A 26645-nucleotide genomic window follows, 5' to 3' on the forward strand; every position below is an offset into this window, starting at 1 on the left:
CATAACATGCGTGCTGTGAGCAGCGGAAGGCTCCTGTATCGGCGTGAGGTTGTGCCGAAGCATCATCGGCATTGGCTGCGCTACGCAGAGGACCTCGGGCAGTTTGCGCGCAAGCAAAAACCCTGGCATCGCTGCCGGGGTTTTGCATTTCTTGGATCGCTTGAGCGCGGACTTTAGAAGTCCATGCCGCCCATGCCGCCGCCCGGAGGCATCGCGGGGCCGCCGGCGTTCTTCTTCGGCAGCTCGGCAACCATCGCTTCCGTGGTGATCAGGAGCGCGGCAACCGAGGCGGCGTTCTGGATCGCGGTGCGCACGACCTTGGTCGGATCGATGATGCCCTTGCTGACGAGATTGACGTACTCGCCGGTCTGACTGTCGAAGCCGAACGCGTACTGATCCTTCTCCAAGATCTTGCCGACGATGACGGAACCATCCTCGCCCGCGTTGATCGCGATTTGGCGGGCCGGAGCCGACAGCGCCTTGCGCACGATCTCGACCCCGGTCTTCTGGTCGTCGTTCTTGGTGCGGATGCCCTTGAGGTGCTCGGAGGCACGGAGCAGGGCGACGCCGCCGCCCGGCAGGATGCCTTCCTCGACGGCCGCGCGGGTCGCGTGCATCGCGTCATCAACGCGATCCTTGCGCTCCTTCACTTCGACCTCGGTCGCGCCGCCGACGCGGATCACCGCGACGCCGCCTGCGAGCTTGGCAAGACGCTCCTGCAGCTTCTCACGGTCGTAGTCCGAGGTGGTCTCCTCGATCTGCGCCTTGATCTGGGCAACGCGGGCGTCGATGTCGGCCTTCTTGCCACTTCCGTTGACGATCGTGGTGTTCTCCTTGTCGATCATCACCTTCTTGGCGCGACCGAGCATCTGCAGCGTGACGTTCTCGAGCTTGATGCCGAGGTCTTCCGAGATGGCCTGGCCGCCGGTCAGGATCGCGATGTCCTGCAGCATGGCCTTGCGGCGATCGCCGAAGCCCGGAGCCTTGACGGCCGCGACCTTCAGGCCGCCACGCAGGCGGTTGACGACGAGGGTGGCGAGGGCTTCGCCTTCGACGTCCTCGGCGACGATGACCAGCGGCTTGCCGGTCTGCACCACGGCCTCGAGCAGCGGCAGCAGCTCGTTCAGCGAGGAGAGCTTCTTCTCGTATATCAGGATGTAGGCGTCGTCCATCTCAACGCGCATCTTGTCGGCGTTGGTGACGAAGTAGGGCGAGATGTAGCCGCGGTCGAACTGCATGCCCTCGACGACGTCGAGCTCGGTCTCGAGCGACTTGGCTTCCTCGACCGTAATCACGCCCTCGTTGCCGACCTTCTTCATGGCGTCGGCGAGGAACTTGCCGATCTCGGCATCGCCGTTGGCCGAAATGGTGCCGACCTGGGCGATCTCCTCGTTTGAGGTGACCTTCTTCGAGTTCTTCTGGAGGTCCGCAACGACGGCTTCGACCGCGAGATCGATACCGCGCTTCAGGTCCATTGGGTTCATGCCGGCGGCAACCGATTTGGCGCCTTCACGGACGATCGCCGCAGCCAGCACGGTCGCGGTAGTGGTGCCGTCGCCGGCAGCATCCGCCGCCTTCGACGCCACCTCCCGCACCATCTGGGCGCCCATGTTCTCGAACTTGTCCTCGAGCTCGATCTCCTTGGCGACGGCAACGCCGTCCTTGGTGATGCGGGGCGCGCCGAACGACTTCTCTAGCACCACGTTGCGGCCCTTCGGACCGAGGGTGACCTTCACCGCGTTGGCGAGGATGTCCACGCCACGCAGCATGCGATCGCGGGCATCGACGCCCAGTTTGACCTCTTTAGCTGACATATTTTCCTCCTTGAATTGAAATTCGTCTCTCACCTGCGAGGCAGGGACGAGCGTTTGCGGCGGTCAGCGTTAGGCCGCCTTCTTGGAGCCGGCGACGCCGGTGAGAACACCCATGATGTCGCTCTCCTTCATGATCAGAAGCTCCTCGCCGTCGATCTTGACCTCGGTGCCCGACCATTTGCCGAACAGGACACGGTCGCCGACCTTGACATCGATGGGGATCAGCTTGCCGGCTTCATCGCGGCCGCCCGGGCCAACGGCGATGACTTCGCCCTGCGAGGGCTTTTCCTTGGCACTGTCCGGAATGATGATGCCGCCGGCAGTCTTCTCTTCGGCGTCGATACGCTTGACCACGACGCGGTCGTGAAGCGGACGGAATTTCATGCGATCCTCCTTGGCTTTTTGTGATTATTGCTGGGTTGGCAGTCGCAATGAGCGAGTGCTCACCGCTTCTCACATAAGTCTGTGACACTCCGGCGCAAGGGCTTCGACCCATGTCGCCTGTTCGCCCTTGGTGTCTGAACCGTGCCCCTCACTTTGGCGCGGCTGTTTTTGGGGGAGATCGGACGTGGCTGCGCCATACTAAATCGACGCACCAACGCGGAAGTTGGTCCTAGTCCAGTACAGGCCCAATATGCTTTGATGTGCCGGTTGGGACTGAGACGCATGGGTGGCTGATGTACATCTTCATTCGAAAGTACACCAAGGTTCGTTCGGTTGCGGATGCTGCTCGCCGCGCCAAAAGCGGCATCGGTCAGATCCTAAGAGAATCGCCCGGATTCAGATCTTATTACGTATTGGATGGGGGCGATGGCGTCGGTGTCGCTGTGATGATATTCGAGGACCGCGAAAGCGCCAATGCTGCGAACGATAAAGTGCTCGATTTCGTTCAAGCAAGCCTGCATGACCTTAATCTTGGAGACCCCGAAATCATCGCCGGGGAAGTTTTGGTGAAAATAGAATCTGATACGTAAGTCTTTCGCGTGTCGGTTGTCGCGGGAGGACCGGACTTCTCCGTGTGCGGTCCTCTACCGCCGCTCGTGACCCGAGGCGACAGCCGGGAGGCCGATTTACTGGTGCAAACGACGCATTCTTTGAAGCGACGCTCGTCGGCCGTAGGGGAGGCCTAAGAGGCGGCGGGAGTTCACAAACCTGTCGATCGACCGGAGCAAGTGGTCTGTAGGGACGTGTCTTTTGACCAAGAACTCATAAAACAGTGCAGCCTGTTCCTCCGTCCCGTCGACGTAAAAGTTGACCCGGAAACGGCGACGGTCGACCGGCATGGCGAGTTCTGTTGCGGGAGGTGACAACATAGGCGGGTGGGGCAGCGTCGGCCTGTCCAGCCGCGTTCCGCCGAACTCGAGCTCCTGGTCCGGTCGTGCAGGACCGCGATCGCGGTATAAAAGGATCGCCGCTACGTCCGCGGCTGTACCGGACTGCTTCACCTGTTCCAGCGCTCTTCCAACTTAGGGCGTCCTATCCAGGCCCTGTTCAGGCACCGCGTTGTCCAGCCCAGCTGCGGCGTTCCCTGCAGTCGCGCTTGAGCTTCCTGGTAGGGGCCGACGTAGCGAAGCTGCGTCGGTATTTTGGGATAGATGCGATGTATTCGTGCAACGGCACGCCCTGCGGCCGTCCTGTCGCGCTGGTCAAAGGCAAATCCGAAGCCGGTGCGCAACCGGTCCGGTAGCAGCTCGGCACTCAGGATTTGATACCAGCGCGGCGGCCGCAACCATGGTCGCCCGCCGGCGAAGATCTGTCGGGCCACCTCGCGCGCGGTGGTGCTGACGGACAATGTATCCGATTGCATCACCGCCGCGGTGTAGGCGGCGAACGCGTCCCAATCCGCCGGCAAGTCGCTCGACGTCAGCCCGAACAATGCTCCAAACAGCCGGCTCTCGGCCCAATAGCGCTCGCGCTCTTCGACCGTGAACGGGGGCAGGATCAGGTCGTGGACGGCCAGAGCGGTGTCGACGAGGGTCGCGTGAACCCAGCGCAACGCTGCGACCTCGTTAGCGCGGTAGGGAGAGCCGCTCTCGAACGGACCGATTGCTTCGGGCAGGCGGCCGAAGATCATGGTATGGCGGTGGTGCAGGTGCCGGGCGGCGGTAAGGGCCGCATCGAGCGAGCCGAACACCATCGTAAACACTACATCAAAGGTTCGATGGAAGCGACCGATCGGATCCGCGAAGGTTCGCGAGTGCTCGGCCACGGCGGCGGCGACCCAGGGATGCGCCAGCTGAAGCAGCAAAGCACGACCGGCGCCCAAAAAGGTGATGGCTTCTCGGTCGATCCGCCAGGTCATCGACCCTGGACCAAAAATGCCCTCGACCGGTCCGGCGGCCCGAGCCCGGACGAAATCAAGAGCGAGCTCAAGGTCGCTTTCGGAGACCAAATGCGTACCTTCCGAAGCAGACAGGGGCCTTCCACTGGTCCGTGCAGTCTATCGCAATTCAGCAAGCCATAGCTCTCTCAACGTTGTCGCATGATGTCCACCCACGCGGAATACGGGGACCTGACATCTGGTCGCACCCCATGCGGGTAAAACTGAGCCGGGTGCAGCGGCTGCTACGGCACCGTTTGCTGAAGAAACTGCCCCGCCGCCGTCTTTCATACTCCCTCTCGAAAGCGTATTGTTTCGATCGAACGAGCTCACTCTGCAGGGCTGTCGTTCAGAGTATCTTGTTCTGCGATTCAAAAACTCTCGAAACGAAACGCGAGTAACGCTCGTGACCGGTGCTGGTAAAAACATTACCGCGCGCGCGAGAGCGTTTTTGATCTGCTCGACGCGATCGGCGGTCAGGCCATATTGCAGGTTGATTGCTGCGAGTGCCGCGGGAAGCTGCCGCAGGTAAGCGGCCGGCGCGCCAACCTGGCTTGCAAGCTGGCCGAAGCTCCAGTGGGTCGGGGCGAGCGGCATGTCCGAGCTGGACAGCATCAAGGCCAGGGATCAGGATCGGTACCGCTCGCCTCGACATGGATGAGCGCGCTGTCAACCACGCGCGTCCGGCTGCGGTTCGGGCAATCGCGCATCGTGCAGGCCAATTCGTTGAGTGACAGATAACTCATCCGCCGGACGACAGAGCCACTCCGAGGACACCCGACCAACGCGCTCGCCGCGGCTCACATCCACTCTGTAACCGAAGCTGGGGGGGGCGGCTGGCATCAACAATCTGCGTATCGGGCGCCGGAAGACTCTTCTACGACCCTCAACCCGTCATGGCCAAGGCCGCTCCCCTCTTCCTCTCCTGTACCGTCGGTCGGTACTCGCGAACCTGTTCCTGCACTACGCGTTCGACATCTGGATAGTGCGGGAGATGCCTGACATATTGTTCGAACGATCTGTCACTGCCAGACTGAACTTGAAGCTCTGAGGTTGTGGCGTGCTGTTGATGAACGTTCGCCGCTTGCGGTCTGGGCCTCCATCCGCAGAAGACCAAACTGGTCTACTGCAAGGATACCAACCGAAAAGGCGAATACGGATGTATCAGCTTCGACTTCCTCGGATATACGGTCCGTCCGAGGCTGGCGAAATGGCGAAGCGGCCTCTATGGAGTGTCGTTCTTGCCGGCAGCAAGTCCGACGGCGCTGAAGGATATCCGGCGTACGTTGCGTAATTGGGGCCTTCAGCGGCGCAGCGACAAAGCGCTGCACGATCTCGCTCGGATGTTCAATCCCTACATCCGGGGGTGGATCGACTACTACAGCCACTTCTACAATCTGCTCTCTATTCGACGATGCGTCGGATAGACGCGCATCCTCAGATGGGCGGCTCGCAAGTTCAAGCGCTTCCGTCAGCGTCCCCGCGACGCTCGGGCTTGGCTGGCGCAGTTGGTCCGGGCTCAGCCCGAACTCTTCGCTCATTGGCCGCTTCTCTATGGCCAAGGCCGAATGCTGGGAGCCGTATGAGCCGAGAGGTTCACGTACGGTTCTGGGAGCGCGCGGGGGTGAGGTTCCCCCGCGCGACTCGCTCGCCGCTCTACCGGCAGACGCAGATTTACGCCCGCCAGGGCATTGAGCTCGATCGTTCGACGCTGGCGGACTGGGTAGGACAAGCCGCCTTCCACCTGCGTCCGTTGCATGAGCGCCTCCTCGGCAAGCTCAGGCAACGGCCAAAGCTGTTCGCCGACGAGAGGACGATGCCGGTGCTCGATCCCGGCCGAGGGCGTACCAAGACCGGTCAGCTCTGGGCCTATGCGGCAGACGACCGGCCATGGGGCGGCGCCGATCCGCCGGGCGTCGCCTATGTCTATGCTCCCGATCGCAAAGCCGACCGATTTCTTGATCAGTTCGATTTTTCTGACGGTTGAAAACTTGCTCGGCTCCTTCCGGATCACCGGCGACTGCCGCTGAATCAACTGCTCGGCGGTCAGCTCGATCAGGTTGATACGACCGCGCAGCGCGACCTGACCGATAGCGGCCAGATGGTCGTCCATGAGCGCTAAAGGCGAATGGCTTGCGGCGCTCGGGCCGCCGTTCCTTTTCCTGGGTCTTGCTCATTTCCCTCCCCGTTATCGATATAGTTTACTTATCAGTGTCGGCATTTGATAAATATACTTATCAATGTCTCGACAACGACACGCTGATATACTATACTTATCGAAGTCGCAATTTGATCAGGATATTGTATCGATGTCGTACGAGTCTGAGGAACTGGTCCATGAGATCCAGAGCCGGCGCGCCAAAACCGGCATGAGCCAGCGCGCGCTGGCGGATCGCACAGGCCTGTCGCAAGCGCACATCTCTCAAATGGAGACAGGCCGCCTCGAACCAGGGCTGTCGAGTTTCCTCCGGATCGCGCGCGCGCTCGATCTCGAAGTCGTGCTTGTGCCCAAGAAATTTCTGCCAGCCGTGGAGGGCATCATCCGTCAGCCGGCCGAGGATCGCTTTTCTCCCGAGCAAGGCGAGGCCGCGCTGCGCGAAATCGAGCGAGGTGAACGTCTCGTCATCAAACTTAAGCACCTGTACGGCAGCTCGGCCGACCTCGACCGTATTGCCGAAAGTCTGCGGTTTTTCAAGCGCGCCCCGCTTCGTCAGAATGATCTCAAGATTGTGGTTGATGCCATCAACAAGCTAAAGCGGTATCAAGCAAGCCCGCAATCGAAAGGCACCGTTGCCGCCATTTCCAGAGAGCTGCGCGACCTTCGCAATCACCTGGTGCACAACCCCTCGGAAGCGCCGAGGTCAGCATATGCAGTAGACGATGAGGACGACGATGCCTGATGTATCCGTCTTGAACGTTCAGCTAGGAGGCCGCGCCGTCGGCACGATCACGCACGTGCAGGGCAATCGCAACCTCTTCGCATTCGATCAGGCCTATATTGACGACGCCAATCGGCCGATCCTGAGCCTGTCCTTCAAGGACCAATATGGCGGCCTTATCACCGACTTCAAACCCGTCGGTCAGGTTGTTCCGTCGTTCTTCTCGAACCTGCTACCGGAAGGGCCGCTCCGAAAGTACCTCGCCGAACGGGCCGGCGTAAAAGAGCACGGCGAGTTCTTTCTGCTGTGGATGCTCGGTCAGGACTTGCCCGGCGCTGTGTCCGTTCGCCCGGCTGACGGCGAGGAACTGCCGCCGCAGGTCGAAGCAGAAACGACGCCAGAAGAGCGGAGAAACATGCTGCGCTTTTCTCTCGCCGGCGTTCAACTCAAGTTCTCGGCGCTGAAGAACGGAAAGAGGGGAGGCGGGCTCGTTATTCCGGTCGAAGGCGTGGGCGGTTCATGGATCGTGAAACTGCCGTCGCAACAGTATCCGGGCGTCCCGGAGAACGAGTACTCCATGATGACTCTCGCGAAAGCGATGGGCATGGATGTCCCCGACCTTGAGTTGCTGGACCTTGAGGCCATCGACGGACTGCCGGAAGGCATCGGCGAGGTGAAAGGACAGGCAATGGCCATCAGGCGGTTCGATCGCGGCGAGAAGGGGCCCGTCCACATCGAAGACTTCGCACAGGTGTTCAGCATCTATCCGGAAGGCAAATACGAACACGCCACCTACCGCCGCATAGCCGGCGTGCTGGGCATTGAGACTGGCGATGCCGATATCGCGGAGTTTGTTCGCAGGCTCGTGTTCAGCACCCTGATCGGCAACGCCGACATGCACCTCAAGAACTGGTCCCTCATTTACACCGATGGGAAGACGCCGACCCTGTCGCCTGCATATGACCTGCTTTCGACGATACCCTACATTCCGGATGACACGATGGCGCTCAAATACTCGCGCACGAAAAAGATGAGCGAGTTCTCGAAAGACGAGCTGAAACACCTGGCAGCCAAAGCGAGGCTGCGCGAGAAGCTGGTGCTCGATACGGCCGCAGAGACGGTTCAGCGTTTCAAGACGCTCTGGGCGACTGAAAAGAAAAACCTGCCGCTTGAAAAGAAGGTCGTTGATATCATCGACGCTCATGCCGCGTCTATTCCGCTCTATACCGAGCTGTAGCATGGCTTATGACTTCGGAAATTTGTCGCCCGTCGATTTCGAGGATCTTGTTCGCGATCTTGTTGGGCGGGAATTCGGCATCCGATTCGAGGCCTTTGCGCCGGGACCCGACGGCGGAGTCGACGGCCGCCACTCTAAAGGCGCGTCGGCCACGATACTTCAGGCCAAACATTATGCACGCTCTTCGTATGCTTCGCTGAAGGCGCAGATAAAGCGCGAGAGCGCATCGATTGCCAAGCTGAATCCGGACCGCTACGTCCTGGCCACATCCTGCCCGCTCACGCCTCTGAATAAGTCGGAGCTTGCCGGCCTTATCGGGCCGGCGCTCAAAAGCGAAGCCGACATCCTTGGACCCGGTGACCTGAACGGGCTGCTGAGGAAATACCCGGATATCGTAAAATCCCACATCAAGCTCTGGCTGTCCGACGCCGCGGTCCTCGATCGTATCGTCCGGTCGGCGGCTCATGCCTTCAACAGGATGACAAAGAAGGAGATCGAGGCGAAGGTCCGGGTTTATGCGCCCAATCCAAGTTTCGATGGCGCACGCGATACGCTCGAATCGAACCATGTCGTCATTATTTCGGGACCGCCGGGCGTAGGGAAAACAACCCTGGCCGAAATGCTCTGCTACGCATATAGCGGCGAGGGATGGGGGCTGATCTCCATCCGCAGCCTGGAAGACGGGCTCGCCGCGATTGAGGATCAAACCAAACAGATCTTTCTATTCGACGATTTTCTCGGGAAGGTCGCCCTCGACCGCCACGCGCTGGCGCATAAGGATTCAGAGCTGGCGAGATTCATTAAACGCGTCCGCAATTCGCCGAATGCGCGGTTCATCCTCACCACGAGGGCGTATATTTTCGAAGAGGCGCGCCAGATTTCGGAATATCTGGCGGATCGGCGACTGGATATTAGTAGATATGTTCTCGACGTCGGCATCTATACCCGCCGTATCAAGGCCCTCATTCTTTACAACCATCTGCTGGTAGCGGGTACGCCTTCCGACCATATCGCGTCGCTGATCAGCAGCGGTGAGCTTGCAAGAATTGTCGATCACAAGAACTTCAATCCGCGCATCATCGAATGGATGACTGATGTGAACCGCATCGGCGACAGTGCGGCCGACGCCTATCCCGCGGCATTCATTAATGCGCTCGATCATCCCGGTCAGTTGTGGGACATTGCATTTCGCATGCATATCTCCAAGACACGCCAGCATCTCCTGATCGCGCTGTTTTTCGGGTCCGAATACGGCATGACCGTCGAGGATCTTCGGGATGCTTACGAGAGCCTTCACCCCCGCCTTTGCGCCAAATATGGCAACAGTCATGGCCCCAAGGATTTCGAGGAATCCTTAAGAACCCTTGAGGGTGACTTCGTCGCGATCAGGGGATCTCACGTCGGTTTCGTCAATCCTTCTTTGCGCGACTATCTCACGGGCTATCTAAGTGACGAGCCGTTGCTTCTGGAGATTGCGCGGAGCGCCCGCCAGACCGACTGGGCTGAAGGCGTCTGGCGATTTGGCGTCAAGGTGGCGCTCGCTGGTGACGCGCTCATCAAGTTTGCCCTCTGCTTTGCCGATGTTGCGCAGGAGTTTCCGAAATTGCCGACGTGGATGGTCGTCAAAAGAGAGCATATCTCACAGCGATATGCGAAGGGGCTTTCGAACACGGATCGTATCAAGTTACTGATCAGATGGTGGGGAGAGACGAACGACACGCGGTTTTCCGATGCCGCATTTGAATTGTCCCAATCACCTGTCAGCGGCCTCGATTCCTGGCGCGACGGCGGAGAGGCGATTGAATTGATCGCGAAACTAAGGGATGGCGATTACTTCGAGGAGCTGCCACGCGCCGATGAGATGGCGGACTATCTCGAAGCGGCCGCGGTTGACATGCTTGAAACGAACCTGACCTCCGAAGAGCTGGAGAAAATATCGGACGCGGTCGATGACTGGAGACGTCATCTGACCGACCAGCTTTTCCATGCCGTCGATGACGCGATCCGGTATGAAATCGAGAATGTCGGGACGGTCGTCGAAGAAATGGATTCAGAGTCAACGCTGCTGGAGCATATCGCTACGATCAATAAGCTCGGAGAGCGCGTGGGACTGAGCTCGCAGGCGGTATCGCGCGCCGTTGAGAGAGTGAAGGATCGCATAACGAAGCTTGAGGAGGAGACCGAAGTTTCGGATTCTCCGTCATTCCCGGGTTCAAAGACCAAAGCGAACGATGTGTTTGACGATACGGCGCTGAAGAACCTGTTCACGCCGCTTATCCGGTCAAAGGATGCGGCGTAAGTTTAGGGAATTCAGGCGAAGCCCATCTTTTTCCGGTGGCTGTTGCGGGCCCGGCGCAGACCTGCCCTCAGGAGGCGTTCGTGCATGGATACCGCGAACTCCTCAGCCATACGCAGGGAGATAGCGAGCCGAAACTCTCGCTCCCATTCAAACGCGCGGTGCGCGAAGCGGCCGCGCGCGAGGCCGTCATGCGCCGTTCGGCTTCCTCGATGGAATCGCTAACCCCCTCCAGCTGATCGACGGGTATATGTTCGGAACAGAGTGAGCAGCTGAATCCGTGTTCTCCCTCTTTATTCGCGCGGTCGTGACCTTGGTTTCGCATCGCGGACAACATGCAGGATCAAGCCCGTTAAAGAATTGCGTCGCGACAATGTTTTCTCGCAAGTCTCGCAGCGCTCGCTCGTCCGAAGTCGCAAGAGCCCGCAATTGCCGGGCTTCATCCTCTGCCGCGGCCAACTTGAGTTGGAGCTCCGTTCCGACTGGTGCCAGCTTTGAGACCTCGGCGACGCACACTGTCAGATCCCGCGAACTGGCGATCTCAGCGGGAAGCGCGGCGAGGGATTCGGGGGGAGCGGCCGTTGCGTGGGTGGTGCCATCCAGCTGGCGAACTGGACCGCTTCATCAGAAGGAAAATGCAGCGACGCGCTTCCCCTTGCGCGGACCAGCTTGGCGATCAAGGTCGGCACGGAGGCCTGGCCGTCGCGCCGCTCCGCCCATTGAGCAAGGTCGGGTGCCGTTCACATATCGGATCGGTACGCCGGTCTTGTAAGGTCGGCAAGCTTCGGCAGTACCGGCCCCATGACGGCGCCGCCCTCCGGAAATGAAATTCCGGCACGCTCGAACGCGGCCCGTATGGCTTCCGCGTTCTGGGCACCGGCGTTCGCCGTCCCCGCTCGAAGTCAGCGACGGTCGAGGTGGCGATGTTGGCGTTGGTGGCGAGGTCCTGCTGAGACCATGCCAACAGCGCCCGGGCGGCGCGGGCCCGGCCGGGGCAAGGCCGCGGTTCGGGGTAGACATCCTATCTTTGCGTACAAGGCATTGGGCATGAAGAGATAAATGCCGTTAATCTAATCATGAAATGACTGGAATGCCTTGAAGATTAAGAGACTAGCCCCAAACTACGCGTGGTAGGGGCCGGATCATGGTTTATATTCACGAAAGGGCGGAGCCGACGCATTTTCCAAGTACCGAAGTCCCGGCGCCGTACTATCCCTGGCGCATTGCCATCATTCTACGGCGCGAAAAGAGATTGGATTTAGAGAAGCAGTTCCTTGCCGCGTGGTGCGGGCATTTCTCCGGCGGAAACGGTGTCGGGTACGCTCAACTGGTCGATCGACTCCGAAAGCTGACATAATTCATCTGCGATTAGCAGTGTAGCTCCGGAGCACCAGCTGCTGCAGTGCTATCCTAGCTTTCGCTCCAGTTCGTTGTCATTTTCCAGCAATGGCACCTCCAAACTCGGAATCTCCGGCATGGCTTTTCCAGCGATGGCCTGAAGGTCGCCGACCATTCCCACCGTGGAATCGATGACGGCCAGTATCTGGGTCTCCCGCTTGGCCCACTGGCGTCCCATAAATTTGCGTTCCTTGTCGAGATCTTCGCGCATGTCGTTAAACTTCTCGACTACGGCGTCAACACGCTGCCGGAATTTCGTTCCCGTCAGGTAGTGGTAGACCTGCTCCATTTTGGTGTGCTGACCTTGTTGGACGAGGCGCGAGGTGCTCACGTCGATCAGCGCTTGGCGGAGCGCAACCGCTACGGGCAATGCGCAACGCGGATGAGCCACCCAGACGCCGTCGACCAGGTCGAACTGCTCGATACGTTTAGGCAAGGCATGGGAGATGATTAAGGCGACGTCGGCGCCGGAGCGGCGCTGGTCGTCCCGCAACTTTGCAAGCCAGCCGTCGCTCCACGTCTTGGTACGCTTCGTCTCCCAGAGAATAATGCCGGCAGGCTGGCCTATCGACCCGTTGACCTGCTGGATCACGTCGGCGCCAAGCTCGCCTTTTCCGACCGGCTCGATTGTGTCGGTCGGAAACCGGCCCCGAAGTAATTCCTCGAGCTCAAGCTCCAGCACCTCGCCCTGGGACTGCTGCGATCCTTGTTCAGCCTTGCGTTTCAGCTCCTCGATGGTGCGCGTCATCGATTCAATGGTCTGGTCCTTTTCGGCGACGCGCAGCCGTGCCGCCTCGTCGGCCTCTTGCCTAGCCTTGATCTGGATCGGGTCAATCTGCGCTTGAACGCGTTTTTCAATGGTCAGGTCAAGCTCGCGCTTCTCTTCATCGAGTGCGCGTTGCTTGCGGATGAGTTCGGCCTGCGCCTGCTGCGCCTCCGCCAATTTGGCGTTGTTCGCATCGAGCTGTTGACGGAGTTCAGCTACCTCATTCGTCCGGGCCTGGACTTCGGCCGCGGCTGCCTCGCGCGCCTTTTTCGCTTCTGAGGCGACGAGTCGGCTTCGCTCCGCCGCCAGTCGGCTGGCGACCTGGTCCTCGACCTGTTCACGATCCTTTTGGAGCTTCTCGCGCTCCTGTTGGAGTGCTTCGGTCTTTCGTGCGACCTCGGCGTCTTTAGTGGCAAGTTGTTCCTGGAAACGCTGCCGGGTCTCCGCGAGGAGGGGAGCGGCGAGCGATTCGGTGAGCCGAATCTCGTGGTCGCAATTGGGACAGTAAATTGTGGGTTCATGCGCGTCCCCAGCCGCGGTCGCTTTGAATGTCATGACCCCTCCCGTTCAGCAGTAGTACTAGGCCGGAATGAATGTGATCCGGCCGACCTCGCCACGCTTCCGATGTGGCTTTACCGTTATTTCGACATCCTGATCGAACGCTGTCAGCATCCGCAGCAGCTTTTCCACTGAAACCAGCTTGAAGTGCCCCCGAAGCAGTTTGGACAGGTCCGGCTGCTTCATCTCGACCAATTTGGCGGCTTCGGTCTGGGTAATCTCCCGCTCCGCCATCAACCGCTTCAGCTGAACAACGAGGGCGGCCTTGAGCTGGTGCTCCTCGGCGTTCGGCAGGCCGAGATCAGCGAAAATGTTGCCGGAGCCCCGGCTATGGGCGGGCAGCTTCTTCTTCGTGCTCATCATCGGTCTCCCTTTGTTGCCTTGTGGATAGCCTCGGCGTCGCGGAGGCGCTGCCGGACCAGGTCAATGTGTCGTTGCGGTGTGGCAATGCCGCTGGTGGACTTTTTCTGGAATGCGTGCAGGACGTACAGGACGCCCTCTAAACGCGTTGTGTAGACGGTGCGGTAGGTATCACCGTCGAAATTGTCGCGAATCTCCAGAACCCCGCTGAAGCCTTTCAGGGGCTTCGCATTGCGCGGGTGTTCACCGAGCTGCGCTTCAAAAAGGGACTGGCCGATCTCGCTTCGGACAGCCGCGGGAAAAGCCCGCAGGTCCTTTTTGCTCGAACCCACGAAAACCGTGGGCTTGATCGCGCGCAGTAGATCATTCACCTGATTATAGTAATATACCTATAGCGCGTTGTCAACAGCCGTCTGTGAAAGGAGCCATCAGGGGGTTGTCGTGTAATTGCCGTCGCCACTATCGGCACAGCCCGCGTAGCTCAGCCAAGTGGCTGGCATCGACGATCTCCCCATGTTGATCAGCGCCGCTGCAGCTGCCCTGCGCTCTTCCAGCCTCATGGACGAAAACCCGATGAGATCGTCTATGCTAAGGACCATTCGGATGGATATCGATGAGCTGAGAGATGCAGGAATACGGCTACATGGACTAACCAAAGCCGACAGCGTTTATACGTTTTATCACGATGAAACCGAATATATCCGCAGGTTGCATATCGTCGATGATGGTCGCTTGAATGCCGCGGAGCTGAAGGGATTGCCTTGGGCGGTGCTGTGCATGAGGGCGAGCCGCGTCCCATAGAGATCCAGTCTCCTCGCGAAGCAATGCGCATTCAGAAATCGGCGCCAGAAATCAAGCTGGAGCATGTGGCCAGCCGAACCGTTGGCCGGAGCAATTGACGCTCTACGGCGAGCCGTGCCCTTTAACCATGCATTCTCACTCTGGACAGGGGTATCCCACGCAAGATCAGTGAACCTAGCGATTTCGTTAAGCAAAAGGCGCCAGACCGCATCGATCTCGACAATCCCTTCCAGTGTGACAGGCCCAAGCAGGTCTTCGATCGGAACACGCGCGACATTGCGGCGTCACGCAGATCACGCGGCAGTCTCCTGGAGGAAGGAAGAAGTTCCCTTAAGCGGGTCTCGAGCAGCAACAAATCAGCAAAGCGATCGACGTCATGGGGAAGGGATGAAAGGTCGATGTCCGCACGCCACACCGATCGAGCGCCTGATGAACGGCGCGGGGCATCCCCGGCAGGCTCGGGACGTTACCGAGGTCCTGGAAACTTCCGGCGGCCAATGCCGCCTGAATCGCAGGATAGAGAACTCCAGTTGTTACCGGGCTATAAAACCGCCGGCGAGACGTGGGGCGACAAGTGGAAGGGTAAGGATTTCACGTCTGATGTTTCCCTGGCGCGCCGCCGCAAGACGCTGCATTCGTGTCGCCAATGGCCCGTGTACGACGAGGGTAGATCGGGACGATCATCGAGCCAGATCCCGTAACAAGTCGTCGGTCAGGCTCTCTTCGGCGATCGCAAGACCGTGGGTTCGCATCGATGCTGTCAAAGCATCGTCCCATAAGGCGTGGACCTCGAGGCCGGCTAATGCAAAGCCGGGTCGCGGCGCTCGTGCCACTGCCGCCACATATTCCTTGGCGTCGAACCGCCAGGGTACGGCCCCAAACTCACGGATTACGTGATTGGCGATGCGCAAGCCTGGCCAATCAAAATCTCCGTGATAGTGCAGGCGGGCGCCCGCGATTGCGAGTTGCTGCAATATGGCGCGTTGGGCGGCGGCAGGCATTCCCTCAGTGCACACCATGGGCGCACAGTTCACGCCAAGTTCGTCGGCTGCGATCGCGAGAACATTCGGGTTTTCACAAACGTAGATGTCTTGTCCTTTGACCATCCAGAGGGGATCGGACCGCAACAAAAAGCGAAGTGAGGCGTAAGTTGGCTCGCCTGACGGCAGCGGCAACAAGCGGCCGCTGCTGATCTGGAGGTTCAAAAACAGGGCAGGCCGTGCGAGTTCATTGACCAGAATGCCTGCCTTGGCCCAAATGTCACGAACCCGCTCCTCGCCATTGTCGCGAACCCTGGCGCTCTCAAGCGCTGGCGCGTCGTCGCAAATGTCCCGGTCAAGATTCACCTTGCGCCAAATCGCGAGTACCAACGTCGCTACGGCTTGTCCCGTGTCGAGCGCGTGCGCGTCGCCAAGGCTTTTCGCCGCCAGCTGCGCCCGGGTCATACCCTTGGCTGGTAGAAGCTTGAGCACAATATCTGCCTGCGAGCAAAGTCGGGTGGCGACGTCTGTGTCACCGTGCGAGAGCCGCTTCACCAGGCCCATCCCGAAGGGCGTTTGGAGAAAGCTCGAAAGATCCTGGTGGGTTGCGCCAGACAGCGCCTTCGACCATCCTGCTCTCAACTCGGCCCGAGCCGTCTCTGCGTGAATGATCGGACCGTCTATTGATTCCAGCGCGTCGCGCAGTGATGGTGCGACACCTGCTCGGCTCAGGGTGGCGTCGATCATTTGCACATCGACCTGCATGGAACTTGAGAAACGAGCCGGTCGACCCATCAGCCCGGCAAGTGCCGCATGCTCGGCGCTGCTGAGATTCGAAAGCCGAAGCCCCTGTATCTTGCCATCCAAGGGGCCTCGCTCGAAGCGCTGTCGAAGACGCTTTCTAAGTGGAGCCAGCGCATCGCCGCCGAGCAGACGCTGGAGACGGCCGTCCCCGTCAATCATGCGCCTGCAAACCTTCGATTTGGATCATTTTCACGCTGCTTGGCGCGGCCATCCCAGGTCCAACGGGAGACGTGTACTGCATCGATATTCTCAATTCTCTGAAGGTGGCAGATCGAGACGCCGGGTAGTTCAGCATAGCACCCCCACTCGCGTTCGCTTGTTACGACGAAGTCGAGGTCGAACTCACGAATCAATGCCATGCAGTGGGCCCGCGCAGAATCGTCAATGCCGGCAAAAACCTCGTCGAGCAACACGAGGCGCGGAGAGTGGGGCGAGCCGCTCTGGCTATAAAAGCTGGCGACCGCCGCGAACAACGGGACCGTCAGGCCAAGCGCGCGTTCGCCGCTCGATGCAGGCCCGGACAGCTTGCGCCACTGCTTGTCCTGCCAACGTTGGACCGTGAACCCGTGCCAATGACGATAGTCGAGAGCTCGGCTCAATTGATCGAGAAGGCTACCGCCCGTCGTCGCATCCGCGTTCGCCCGCTCGATATCGATTCGATCCTGCAACATGGCTCCGACCACGCTGCGGTCCTCGGGACTCCAAAGGTCCGTGCTCGTGTTCAACAGCCGCTTTCGGGCAGCATCCAATCCAACGGGCGCCCCCTCGGCCCCCTCGGCCAGCGGAAGCCATTGCAGCCTGAAGCGGACTCCGGTCGACGTTGGTCGCTTGTACAGCTCCTCGTTGATGGCATCGACTTTCCGAGCCGCATCCTGCATCAATCGCTGGATCGCCGCGGCAATCTCGGCCTGGAGGTGATTTTCCAGTATCTCTCGCTCGCGTGCCGTCAGCAGCTCTCGACGCTGAGCAATTTCATACTCGAGCCGTTCCGTAAGCCGATCCGGCCTTTCCGGCCGATTTTGATAGACGACAGTGACCACCAATCCATAGTCGGCCGTTTGGTCCATCTGGGCCTGGTGACCGAGCGCGCTAAGGGCGCGGCCGAGTTCGGTGTAATCCACAGAGAGATGACTTTGGATCCGCTTCCACGCCTCATCATCATGCGGAACGTCTGATAGGGCCTGTTCGGCTCGGCGCGCGAGCGTCAGCGCCGGCTCAATCGTCCACGCTACTCGAGAGTCAGGTAGGTCAATTTCAGGAAGGGCGATCGGCAGAAGGTCGGTCGCAGCAAATCCCTGCAATCGAGCAACGGCTTGTTGACGCCCTGCAATCCGCTCCTGCAATAGCTCGTCGGCTGAGGTCACTTTTTGCTCCGCCCGCGCCCGTTCCTCGCTCGCGCTTCGGGCAATTGCTCCCTTTCTCTTCAAATCAACTTCGCTGAGCTCGAGCGCGGTTCGGGCGGCCTCAAGCTTGGCTTGTAATTCGGCAACCTTCGCGCCTACGGTTTCTTGCAGCGTCTCCAGCCGTATCCTCGCCTCGCTGGCATTGCGCCCCTGCTCGACTGCGTGCGCAATATTTGCGTCCGCTTCTTGTTTGGCATCTCGTTCACGGTTCTGTTGTTTCAGCAATTCCGATTGAGCCTGGCGCAACTCGCGAGCCGCATGAGCGAGCGCTAATACCTTTTCCGCCAGCTGCGCAAGCGTGGTGTCGACGGCGTTCAATTGAGCGTAGTCGTCGGGAAGATGCAGGTCCCGAGCGTCTTTATGCAGGATCGAACGCACACCGCTTAGGCGCTCGACAGATTCCGCCAGTCTTTGCGCGGCTTGCTCGAGCCGACCGGAAGCCGAGGTAAATTCACGGGCAGCCGATGTAACTTCGGCGTGGCAGGCTCGCAATGAATCGTCTCCAGGGGCACCACGCCACTCCTCCGCGGCACGCTCTTGGTCGCGCGCTTGCTCCGAAAAGCGATCTTCGAGAGCAGCTCGTGCTTGAGCGAGCTCCTCAAGCCTGACCGAGATAGCCTCAAGCCGGCGCGCACGAGCCGCGGCGCGGGCGGCATAACCTATGTAGATTGCAATGGGTTTGGACCAGGCGCCGGAGAGCGCGCCAATTCGGAAGCATCCGGTCGGCGATAGCCAGGTCTCCGCCTCGCCGCTATCTTGCTCCGTGCAGCTCATGCCAAGTAGCAGGCTCGTGACAATGTCCGCCGAGACTTGATCTCCCGCAGGCTGCAGCCAGTGCGCCAACGTTTCCACCTGACGCGGCCGTCCAACGAGTTCCGTATCATGGAGCCGTCGCGGCCCACTCGGGATGTGCACAGTTCCGTCAGGCTCGACCCATGCATCGAGAAGTCCCGATGCCTCAAGTGCGGCTTCGAGGCCGGCGCGCTCCGAGGCATCAAGACGCTCGTGGAAATCAACCAGCTGCCACAGAGGTGCGCCACTGCGGTCAACTCGAACCCCCGCCGCGCGAAATGGCGGAATGGACGGTACAGCGTCCACGCCTTTTTCAAGGCGCTCACGCTCGGCCGCTAAATCCGCCTCTTCAGTCTCGATTGCCCGTCGTTCAGCGATGAGCGCCGAGCGGCGCGTGGCGAGGCGCTCGCTGGCGACCTGCTGAGCTTCTTGCAACGAACCGCGCGCCGGGTTCTCCCCCTCCAGGGTAACAACCCACGTCGCGAGCAAGTTCAGCGATCCTTGTGCGTCTCGCAACGTCAATTGCTGCAGCGTACCAAAGTGCGCCGCCCAGGCATCAAGATGTGCACGTCCCTCACTTTCCACGGCCTGATCCGCTGCATCACGTCGGGCCTGGGCTGCCTTCGCTTCCACCTGCCGCTCCTGATGTGACCGATCCTTCGCGTCATGATCCCGCTCGGCCTCGTCGACGGCTCCCCGTAGACTCCTCACATGCGCAACCTGTCCAAGACGTCGCTCAATAATTTGCCGCAGATCGCTTTTTGAAGCTTCGCAAGCCAGCTCGTTCAATTCAGCGAGCTCGGCGATATCCGACCCGGTCAGAGGTCCCTGGTTCCACTGTTGGTCGGTGCCACTGAGCTGAGCGAGCGGCAAGGCGGCTTTTCTAATCTCAAGTACCTGGCCGCCTATGCTGGCGACGCGTTCGCCCCGTTCAAATGTAGCGCTTTGTTCGCTGACAAAGCGGCTCTTCGATGCCGCTGACCTTGCGTTGGCCTGTTCGGCCTCACGTTTGCGATCGCTCGCTTCTCTTGCGGCAGAATCCAGTCGATTTGCGTCCTTGTTCGCCGGGTCAGATAGCAGCACTTCCCAGCGCGTTCGGTTTGTGGCCACGATCTCTTCTGCAGCGCCATGGGCGCCATTAGCCTCTTCCTCCGCCGCTTCTAGAGCTGCGAGCTCAGAGCGAGCCTCATTAGCCGCACGACTGGCATTGTCGAAGCCTGTTTGCGCGCTACGCAGGCCTCGCGCCTGTCGTCGTGTTTGCGTCCTAGCGTAAGTCCGATACCGATCCGTAAACTGACCGACGCAACGAGCGAGCGCTTGGTAGTCCTGCAGCTGGCGACGGTCTTCCTCAAGTTGGTTGAACGCATCGGCCACGTCGGTCAAGAGATCGGTGGACAGGGGAGGGAGTGCTTCCGTCAACGCGGCCGACAAACTACCTTCATCCGGCTTCTTCGATAGCTGCGGTTGCCGAAGCTGGATCAGTGTGTCCATCAACGCCGAATAGCGCGCATGACCCAATTGGAAGAGATGTTCGTCTACCGCACGGCGATAGCTGGCCGCCGTGTCGTAGACTTGCCCATGATCGGCCAGCGTCTCTCGAAGCTTCTCCTTGGTCAGCACAACGCGCTGCGGGCTCGTGAGCCACACGTCTTCACCAATGCGCTGACCGTCAAGAATGAAGAACCAGCTATCGACGTTCGGCCGTGCCGCGACCGCCAACAGACCACTGCCCAGAGTGAGGTACCGTGGCTGTCCGTCCTCTGACAAGCGCCCGAATTCAATCCAGGTGTAACCCATCCGGCGCTCGTGCTTCCCGAGCAGCAAATTCCAAGCCATCTTCTTCGTCGCGTCGCCGTCCGGTTCGACTCTGGACGATTTCAGCTGGGCATCAAACAGAAATGGAAGCGACAAGGAGAGCACCTTGGACTTCCCGGTCCCGTTATTCCCACGAAGCAGCAGGTGTCCATCGCGAAACCAGAACTCCTCGCTGTCGTAGTGAAAGAGATCGACCAATCCGAGGCGAAGCGGCTGCCACCGCTCGCGGGCGGGAGCGGGCAGGTCCGGCTGGGCTCCGTTATTGCGCATCGTGATCTTGCTGGCCGGCTGATTTGCGCGCCGTGCCGGCTTCCCGAATCTCCGCCTGTCCGACGGCGAAGCGACTTATTGCAGGCAACGGACGGACACCGTTCGCCGACATTGAGATCAGACGAAGCTTGCGCAACCGCTCCAATGCGATACGTGCCAGTTCACGTTGCGTGCCTGGTTCCCGTGCAGATTTTCGCCAATAACGGCCATAGCGTTCTCGCACCCTCTCTATGAAATTCGTGATGTCGACTTCAGTTGAGATCTGATGTTCAGGCTCGCCTCCATCGCGGAGCGTACCCGCAAGATGCTCAGCTACCAGGAGCGTGACGTGCGCCTCGGTGCCTTCCGCCGGCATGGAAAGATCGGTAAGTGTTCCGGTTTCGTCAGCAAGCGCCAATCCCTCCGCGCGCTGTTCGGGAACGAGACCAGCAGCTTCCGCAAGGCGAGCTCCCATCGGGCCACGCTGATTTAAGAAGTACGCGCGCGTCACTGGATCGAGTGAGTCGGTGTACACGACCGGATCGTCGAGGAGGCGTCGCGACAGGTCACGCCGTGTAGCGGTCCTGCGGCCGTCGTCGCTGTCCGGCACATGTTCAGCGGTAAGCGATTGCAACCGCTGTTCTACATCCTGCGGCGCTTCTTCTGCGGCCCATGTTGAAGGACCGCGTACTGCGGCAAGAATCCCGGCGAGGACGCGACGCTGGATGTCATAGAGCGCATCATGCAGATGTTCGGAAGTCTCGGAAACGTGATGCACGAAGCCCTCTTCCTCACCCGCGACGCGAACGAGAACACCAATGTCTAAAAGATGGCGACAGACGGCCACAAGTTCGCGTCGTTCGTGGTGCGTCTGCAGCGTGAAACTGAAGCCAAAGGCATTCAGTGAAGGCTCCGCGGCGAATGCAAGCAGCCGATCGCCAAGAACGCGGAGCGTGATCTGCGGATCGGCGCGCTCAAGGACGGCGCACGCCAAGCAGAACAGGATATAGCGGCGTCTATCGTAATCCGGGAAGCCACGCGTGGAATCGAGAAGATCAGCAGGACGCTTGAAGAGACGAGCGCAGTCGCGCTCGACATTCAGTATCCATCCCGTTTCGCGCGCGAACCATTCTCTGAGGGTTTCGCAATGTCGACGTACGGCCGTGAAATCAGGATGCGCTGACGTCATCAACGGTGTCATTAAGAGAGCGCGAAGCGCGGTTGAAATCTCCTCTCGCACGTAGCGTGCTTGATGCAGTCCAATGTGCTGGCTCTGGACGCGGGTCGCCTTGCCATTCGGGCGTCCGGCGTCGCCACGCCGGATTTGATCGTCCTGCTGTTCCGTCACGCTACTCATGTCGCGCTTCCATCGACGTTACGGTGAGAAGGTGGTCGCGACCGGTGAACAGTCCTGTTTCGGTTGCGATCTCTGCAGTCGAGTCTGCGTCGAGCGGCTCCAGGCGAACCCGCAACAGGCCGTCGCCAGTTTGTCGTTCGACAACCTCGTCGGGGTGCGTCTGCGCTGGAAGCGTTTCACCTAGCAGGGTGAGAAACAGCTGGAACCCGTGACGATCGAGCTCGCCGAACTCGGACAGACGCGTGGGCTCGCCGCTCGCGAGCCGCGCGCGCGCCTCCTGGATTTCACGATCTTCTTCCGTCAATTGCGCCTGGAGTCGTTCTCGCTCGGCTTGACGGTCCTGCACGCGCGGGAGCGGGCCACGCGGAGCCATCTCGCCATATTCGCGCAAGCGCGGGTGTATGCGCACGGGCGGAGCATCATTCCAAGGCGTCGTAGCCGGTAGATCGCTTGTTTCCGCGCCGATCAGGAAGTGCCGGGCCGGATTGAGTGCGAACGCAGCGCGGGCAAGCCGATGTGCCTCGTCCTCGCTGGCGCAATCCGCAAACCAATGGGCAAGGACACGAAAGTCCGCGGATCGATCGCTGCGACCGCTGCGGCGTTCGTTCAATGCAGCGATGACCGCGAGCAGATGCGGGATAGCAGATCGAGCCCTCGATCTTAACACTTCGCCTTGCGGCGGATCATTTCCCGCGCTGACAAACCATCCTCGCAGTCCCTTCCATCGCTCTGTCCAAGCATCAAGCGACTGCGTTGAAGGCTTTTCCTGTTCATTTTCTTGTACAGGAGCCGCGTCTCGCGATTCGCGTTGTGACGCCTGCTGTAGAAGCGGGCGAATGACTGGATCAAGCGCAACAAGATGCTGCGCAATACCACCCGAGCGGCTGACGAGGTCGCCGATGAATCGATCAAGATAGTCAATCAATCTCTTCTTGTAGGCGATAATTGCGTTTGTATCCGAATGTTGAAGCTCGATGCTGCGTCCGATGCTAACCATGAATGCTTGGGCGTTTTCGGCGAGACCTTCGAAGACTCGAACCAAATCACGCAGCGTCTCATGAATTTTCGCGGCGTCGAACACCGGTTCTTGCGCGAGGTTTCGTAGAACCTGCAGCTGCTTTGCAATGTCTTCGAGCGCAACGCTCTGAAGCTCGGCTCGCCGCCTTAGTGCTTGGCTGAATACAGCAAGAGCTGACTCGACCGCCTCCCCGCCTTCAGAAAGACGATAGAGGAAACGCGCACGATAGAAATCGCTGATGCTAGCGACACGGGCCGTGTCAGGCTGCGACTCGAGATTGCCCCATTCGGTTAGTTGCGCCAACGCGCCTTGAAGATCTTCGATCTTGGGAGGTGCGCCATTCCACTGCGCTTCACCAAGAACTTCGTCGGGTCTGAGATGGAGACGGAACTGTCGCTTGGCCGCGGCGAACGCATCCATGATCTTCCGATAAAGTTCGGACTTTTCGGCGGTGACATGTTTGAATAGCTCACGTGCATCAACTCTCATGGAATGCCGCTGCAACAGAGGGACTTGGTGCTGATTTAATCAGAAAGGAACAATAAGTGAACAGCCTGCAACTTTAGAGCGTGTAGGTCAACCGGGAGAAAGGGAGGGTTGGATAAGTTTCGCGCCGCGATTTTTGTGCAGTGCAGTAAAACCCGATGACCTCACTATTTTTGAGACCTGCTCTGTCGGAACCGGGATTAGATAAGCGTCTTGAATTTAGGCCGCCCCGAAATGGAGTGTCGGGTTCATGACGCCCCGTGCCAACTCTTTCTGCGTCTGTCTCCCGTCAAAAGTCCCGCCGCGCTTTAGGCATGGCTAGGAAGCTGAAGGCTTACCAAACCTCGCTCGGCCTCTTTGGCTTGGCGATCGCGGCTCCGTCGATGAACACTGGCTCTGAAAGCCTGGGCGCGGACAGCAATCTTTTCCATCAGGGCGCGGCGAAGAAAAGCGAGGATCCAGACGTCATCGCAGCGACCACGGTGGCACCGGGCGTCGCTCTGAAGCGTCCCGTCGGCTCAAGTGGGAAGTTCAAAGAAAACGCCGAGCTGCCTGCTGGTCTCGCCATAGACGACAGTTGGAAGAAGGCATACCGCAAGTCGCCGAGCCGCAAGGTGCAGAAGCATCTGAAGAGGGCCGCCGACCACGCGGCCGATCGGAAGGCCGCACTCGCTTTCGAGAAGGAACGAAAGCATCGCGATCGCGAACGCGCCAAGGAAGAGGCTACCCGGACCAAGGGAGCGCGAGTGTCGCCAGCGCGCCGTTGAAGAAGCGCAAAGCGCATTGGATGCAGTCAGTCGAGCGCATGAAAATAACCCTGCGGGCATTCAAGCCCAACTTGAGCGTCTCGAGGAGTAGGCGCAAGCCGAACAATCGCGTTGGGAAGAGCACAAAGAACGACTCGAAGCCGCATTGCGTCAGGCACGAGGCTAACGAGCAGCCTTTACGATCGCATCATAGGAGGCGGCAAGCCTGGCCTTGGCCGACCCATGCATCATCCGATTGAAAGAAGTTTCCCCAGTCTGTTATTATCGCCAAGGTTGTGCCAGCGAAGGCTCACCACAGACCTGTTGGAGACATGTGATGGCCGGATGGGAAATGGCTCTGAAAATTGCCGTCGGCGTTTTCGCGATGATCGTTGCTGTTCTGGCCGTTACCGAAATCAAGGGCGTCCGGCCAAAGGATTTCGAAAATCCAAAGCCGTGGTGGCAACGCTTGACCCCGGCAGGAGTCACAAAACTCGTCTGTGCAATCATAACCTTGGCGCTCCTCGCCACAAATGAATGGATTACCTATTCGGATGGCGTGAACTCAAAGGCAACGGCCGATGCCACGCAGCGCGGCTTGGAGGAGAAAATCAAGGATGCCCACAATGGCATGCTGTTCTCGATTGGCCAGCTAAAGGTGCTTGCAAGGCAAAATGACTATCTCGTAGCTAGCCTGGATGGCTCCTTGAACATGGCCGGATTCGCGCGGGTCCCCGCTGAGAAGATCGACAGGCGCTATGACGAACTTGCGTTTGATGGAGGCGACCCTCTCACGCTAAAAAGAGGAGATGTTATTGACTGGTCAATCGTCTGCGCAGGCGGACCGCTCCCCGCAATAACCACCCCCGACCATAGCTCCGGTTGCGCTCAGGCTGGATACGGTCGACTTATGGCCGACGGATTCCAGATCCCTTTGATGCAACAATCAGGTCACAACGTTTTCTTCGGAAGTAGATCAACCGGGGGCATTCTCTCATATCGAAGTCCCGCCGAAACCGACTATTGTCCGACGATGGCTGAGACCCTGAAGGCCCAGCATTGCGAGTTGCAGCTCTCCGTCATGCGTCAAGCTCGCTGGAAGTACGAAGAGGCAATTTCCAAGGGCGGTCTTTCAACCAATGTCAACGGCGCAAAGAGCGTGCAAGACGCATGTCGAGAGTATGAAGCAATATTCAACGAATCCTGCAGCAAAATCGTTGAACAACCTAGCCGTTAGACATTTGGTTCATCGGCGTTCAATGGGCTTTCTCCAGTTCAGTTTCCAAATATTCGATGGCGTCCAAGTTTGCCAGTGGAGCCGCGTATGCCATTGATGCTTGGGGATCGAGCCCTGCCTTCTTTGCCAATTCCTCCCTTCCACGCACAGTGGCGGGGGCGCCAGCTGCGATCAAAACCCGCGCCCACGCTTGTCCGATCGTTTCGTGACCGTGAGGTCCGTCGAGTTCTGCGCGGCCAAGAAATACCTTCGGCCCAAACTCGGCTTTCATTTGAGCCTCGGCCTGCTTGACGTGGTTCAGCATGATTGAACGCGCATTTTGGTCCTGTGCGTCGCTGTTTGTCGACATGAAGGCCACGAGGACAAGCAGAGACATCATCGATTGAACCAGGTGCGCCCTGCATCTCGTCCATTCCGATAAATGCGCCATTTCTTAATCCCACTCAGATGGTGGACATTTGTCAGCTAATTCCCCAATGCAACCAGTAAGCGACCGCGTTTTCGCGAAGCACTTGATCGTTCTAGCGATGGCTCAGGTAGGAATTCCGAAATGTGGCGTTGGCGGCATCCGATATTGCTGTGCCGAAAGTATCATCCCGCAGTCTGAGCATCCCGGTGCTTGAAGACATGGACAAACGCGCGATCGTCGAGACGTAAATGCTCGAGAAGATGCGACCTCACTCAGAGCTGATTCAGGGCCGGGACGACAACTTCAGCCAGGGAAAAGTCGATAAGATCGAACGTGCAGCCCTGGCGAAGACGAGAAGATCGAGTGCTTGCCCCTTGTACGAAGCATTCAGGAAGTGGGCGCTGCAGCGCCTTCGCTTCGTCCCAAGACGCGCGCATCCAGACTTTACCCTCCTCCTCAGTCGTCAATATCACGGGCATCGCCTTCGGATGCTTCGAGTAGATTTGTTGCCGGCATGCGCGTTACTCCGCAGCTTCGGCCCGCCACTTTTTGTTCCATCTAGTCAGCTTAGCCTTCACCGACCGCGCGTTGCAGGGAAGCCAAACGATTGGTTCAATATAGGTGAGTTAAACGCCCCAAATAGTGGTTTTGCCTGGATCGCGGAAGGGTGGATCCGCCCCCTCGGCTTCGCATCTCTTCAATGGCATCGTGACAGGAGAGCGCCCCCTATATCAACTCACATGTTCCGCGCTGCGATTCAATTCACGATTGATTCGATCCTTGACCCGACGAACCGCGAGAAGCTCCAATCTCGTTCGGGTTCTGCCACGGATCGTCTTGCCATCGATTTCGAAACTGTAGCGCCACTCGCCCGGCAATACTTCGCGAATGCTGAATTGCACACCTCTATGCTGCATAAA

Annotated in this window: 19 protein-coding genes and 3 pseudogenes; 9 read left to right on the forward strand and 13 right to left on the reverse strand. The window is 59.3% G+C overall.

The features are described from left to right. Positions 1-173 precede the first annotated feature (173 nt). Together groL and groES are read right to left on the reverse strand one after the other, a co-directional pair. The gene (gene groL / locus I6F38_RS16945; protein WP_225161138.1) at positions 174-1814 is read right to left on the reverse strand and encodes a chaperonin GroEL; all 1641 of its coding nucleotides are present in this window, start codon (positions 1812-1814) and stop codon (positions 174-176) included. A 69-nt stretch (positions 1815-1883) separates the two neighbouring features. Then, a complete protein-coding gene (groES, locus tag I6F38_RS16950) occupies positions 1884-2198 on the reverse strand; it encodes a co-chaperone GroES (RefSeq protein WP_212061794.1) in 315 nt (104 codons plus the stop codon). A gap of 293 nt (positions 2199-2491) precedes the next feature. Here groES and I6F38_RS16955 point away from each other — a divergent pair, with 293 nt between their 5' ends. Further along, positions 2492-2788: a hypothetical protein gene (locus tag I6F38_RS16955; protein WP_225161139.1), complete on the forward strand. Its 297-nt coding sequence runs from the start codon at positions 2492-2494 to the stop codon at positions 2786-2788. Positions 2789-3255: 467 nt separating this feature from the next. Here the strand turns inward: I6F38_RS16955 and I6F38_RS16960 are convergent, their stop codons facing one another. Both I6F38_RS16960 and I6F38_RS16965 read right to left on the reverse strand, forming a co-directional pair. Continuing rightward, complete coding sequence (locus I6F38_RS16960; protein WP_225161140.1) at positions 3256-4206, reverse strand: oxygenase MpaB family protein; 951 nt, start codon at positions 4204-4206, stop codon at positions 3256-3258. A 378-nt stretch (positions 4207-4584) separates the two neighbouring features. Continuing rightward, positions 4585-4977, reverse strand: a pseudogene (locus I6F38_RS16965) (DUF932 domain-containing protein); the annotation flags it as partial. Positions 4978-5366: 389 nt separating this feature from the next. Here I6F38_RS16965 and I6F38_RS16970 point away from each other — a divergent pair. From I6F38_RS16970 to I6F38_RS16990, 5 genes and pseudogenes are all read left to right on the forward strand, one after another. Next, complete coding sequence (locus I6F38_RS16970; RefSeq protein ID WP_225161141.1) at positions 5367-5561, forward strand: group II intron maturase-specific domain-containing protein; 195 nt, start codon at positions 5367-5369, stop codon at positions 5559-5561. Positions 5562-5785: 224 nt separating this feature from the next. Then, positions 5786-6088 (forward strand): annotated as a pseudogene (locus I6F38_RS16975) (transposase); the annotation flags it as partial. Between the two features lie 355 nt (positions 6089-6443). Beyond that, positions 6444-7034: a helix-turn-helix transcriptional regulator gene (locus tag I6F38_RS16980; RefSeq protein ID WP_225161142.1), complete on the forward strand. Its 591-nt coding sequence runs from the start codon at positions 6444-6446 to the stop codon at positions 7032-7034. Further along, on the forward strand, positions 7027-8250 hold the full coding sequence (locus tag I6F38_RS16985; protein WP_225161143.1) for a HipA domain-containing protein: 1224 nt from the start codon (positions 7027-7029) through the stop codon (positions 8248-8250). The genes I6F38_RS16980 and I6F38_RS16985 overlap by 8 nt, the downstream gene beginning before the upstream one ends. A 1-nt stretch (position 8251) precedes the next feature. Next, positions 8252-10549: a restriction endonuclease gene (locus I6F38_RS16990; RefSeq protein ID WP_225161144.1), complete on the forward strand. Its 2298-nt coding sequence runs from the start codon at positions 8252-8254 to the stop codon at positions 10547-10549. Positions 10550-11951: 1402 nt separating this feature from the next. Here the strand turns inward: I6F38_RS16990 and I6F38_RS17000 are convergent. From I6F38_RS17000 to I6F38_RS17010, 3 genes are read right to left on the reverse strand one after another with little or no spacing between them, the layout of a single operon-like run. Next, positions 11952-13265 carry a DUF2130 domain-containing protein gene (locus I6F38_RS17000; RefSeq protein WP_225161145.1) on the reverse strand — a complete coding sequence of 438 codons (1314 nt, stop codon included), beginning with the start codon at positions 13263-13265 and terminating at the stop codon, positions 11952-11954. 24 nt (positions 13266-13289) lie between these two features. Beyond that, positions 13290-13628, reverse strand: coding sequence for a helix-turn-helix transcriptional regulator (locus tag I6F38_RS17005; protein ID WP_035634480.1), 339 nt, complete (start codon positions 13626-13628; stop codon positions 13290-13292). Beyond that, positions 13628-13999, reverse strand: a complete 372-nt coding sequence (locus I6F38_RS17010; protein WP_092088416.1) for a type II toxin-antitoxin system RelE/ParE family toxin — start codon at positions 13997-13999, stop codon at positions 13628-13630. Before I6F38_RS17010 ends, I6F38_RS17005 begins: the two co-directional genes overlap by 1 nt. A 142-nt stretch (positions 14000-14141) precedes the next feature. Between I6F38_RS17010 and I6F38_RS17015 the strand changes: the two genes are divergently transcribed. Beyond that, positions 14142-14429 carry a hypothetical protein gene (locus I6F38_RS17015; RefSeq protein WP_225161146.1) on the forward strand — a complete coding sequence of 96 codons (288 nt, stop codon included), beginning with the start codon at positions 14142-14144 and terminating at the stop codon, positions 14427-14429. Between the two features lie 680 nt (positions 14430-15109). Here the strand turns inward: I6F38_RS17015 and I6F38_RS17020 are convergent. Genes I6F38_RS17020 through I6F38_RS17035 form a run of 4 tightly spaced genes read right to left on the reverse strand, consistent with a single transcriptional unit; the run spans position 15110 to position 23336 of the window. Beyond that, a complete protein-coding gene (locus I6F38_RS17020; protein ID WP_225161147.1) occupies positions 15110-16372 on the reverse strand; it encodes a TIGR02679 family protein in 1263 nt (420 codons plus the stop codon). Next, positions 16369-20493, reverse strand: coding sequence for a TIGR02680 family protein (locus tag I6F38_RS17025; RefSeq protein ID WP_225161148.1), 4125 nt, complete (start codon positions 20491-20493; stop codon positions 16369-16371). The genes I6F38_RS17020 and I6F38_RS17025 overlap by 4 nt, the downstream gene beginning before the upstream one ends. Beyond that, positions 20483-21829, reverse strand: a complete 1347-nt coding sequence (locus tag I6F38_RS17030) for a TIGR02678 family protein (RefSeq protein ID WP_225161149.1) — start codon at positions 21827-21829, stop codon at positions 20483-20485. Before I6F38_RS17030 ends, I6F38_RS17025 begins: the two co-directional genes overlap by 11 nt. Further along, positions 21822-23336, reverse strand: coding sequence for a TIGR02677 family protein (locus I6F38_RS17035; RefSeq protein ID WP_225161150.1), 1515 nt, complete (start codon positions 23334-23336; stop codon positions 21822-21824). Before I6F38_RS17035 ends, I6F38_RS17030 begins: the two co-directional genes overlap by 8 nt. Before the next feature lie 311 nt (positions 23337-23647). On the opposite strand from I6F38_RS17035, the gene I6F38_RS17040 reads away from it, so the two are divergent. Together I6F38_RS17040 and I6F38_RS17045 are read left to right on the forward strand one after the other, a co-directional pair. Further along, positions 23648-24100, forward strand: a complete 453-nt coding sequence (locus tag I6F38_RS17040) for a cell envelope biogenesis protein TolA (RefSeq protein WP_346657115.1) — start codon at positions 23648-23650, stop codon at positions 24098-24100. A gap of 316 nt (positions 24101-24416) precedes the next feature. Then, positions 24417-25316, forward strand: a complete 900-nt coding sequence (locus tag I6F38_RS17045) for a hypothetical protein (RefSeq protein ID WP_225161151.1) — start codon at positions 24417-24419, stop codon at positions 25314-25316. 19 nt (positions 25317-25335) lie between these two features. Here I6F38_RS17045 and I6F38_RS17050 read toward each other — a convergent pair whose 3' ends face one another. Then, the gene (locus I6F38_RS17050; protein ID WP_225161152.1) at positions 25336-25695 is read right to left on the reverse strand and encodes a hypothetical protein; all 360 of its coding nucleotides are present in this window, start codon (positions 25693-25695) and stop codon (positions 25336-25338) included. A gap of 302 nt (positions 25696-25997) precedes the next feature. Further along, positions 25998-26216 (reverse strand): annotated as a pseudogene (locus I6F38_RS17055) (hypothetical protein); the annotation flags it as partial. Between the last annotated feature and the right edge of the window lie 429 nt (positions 26217-26645).

The organism is Bradyrhizobium sp. BRP56 (assembly GCF_020194035.1).
In the GTDB taxonomy this organism is placed as follows: Bacteria; Pseudomonadota; Alphaproteobacteria; order Rhizobiales; family Xanthobacteraceae; genus Bradyrhizobium; species Bradyrhizobium australafricanum.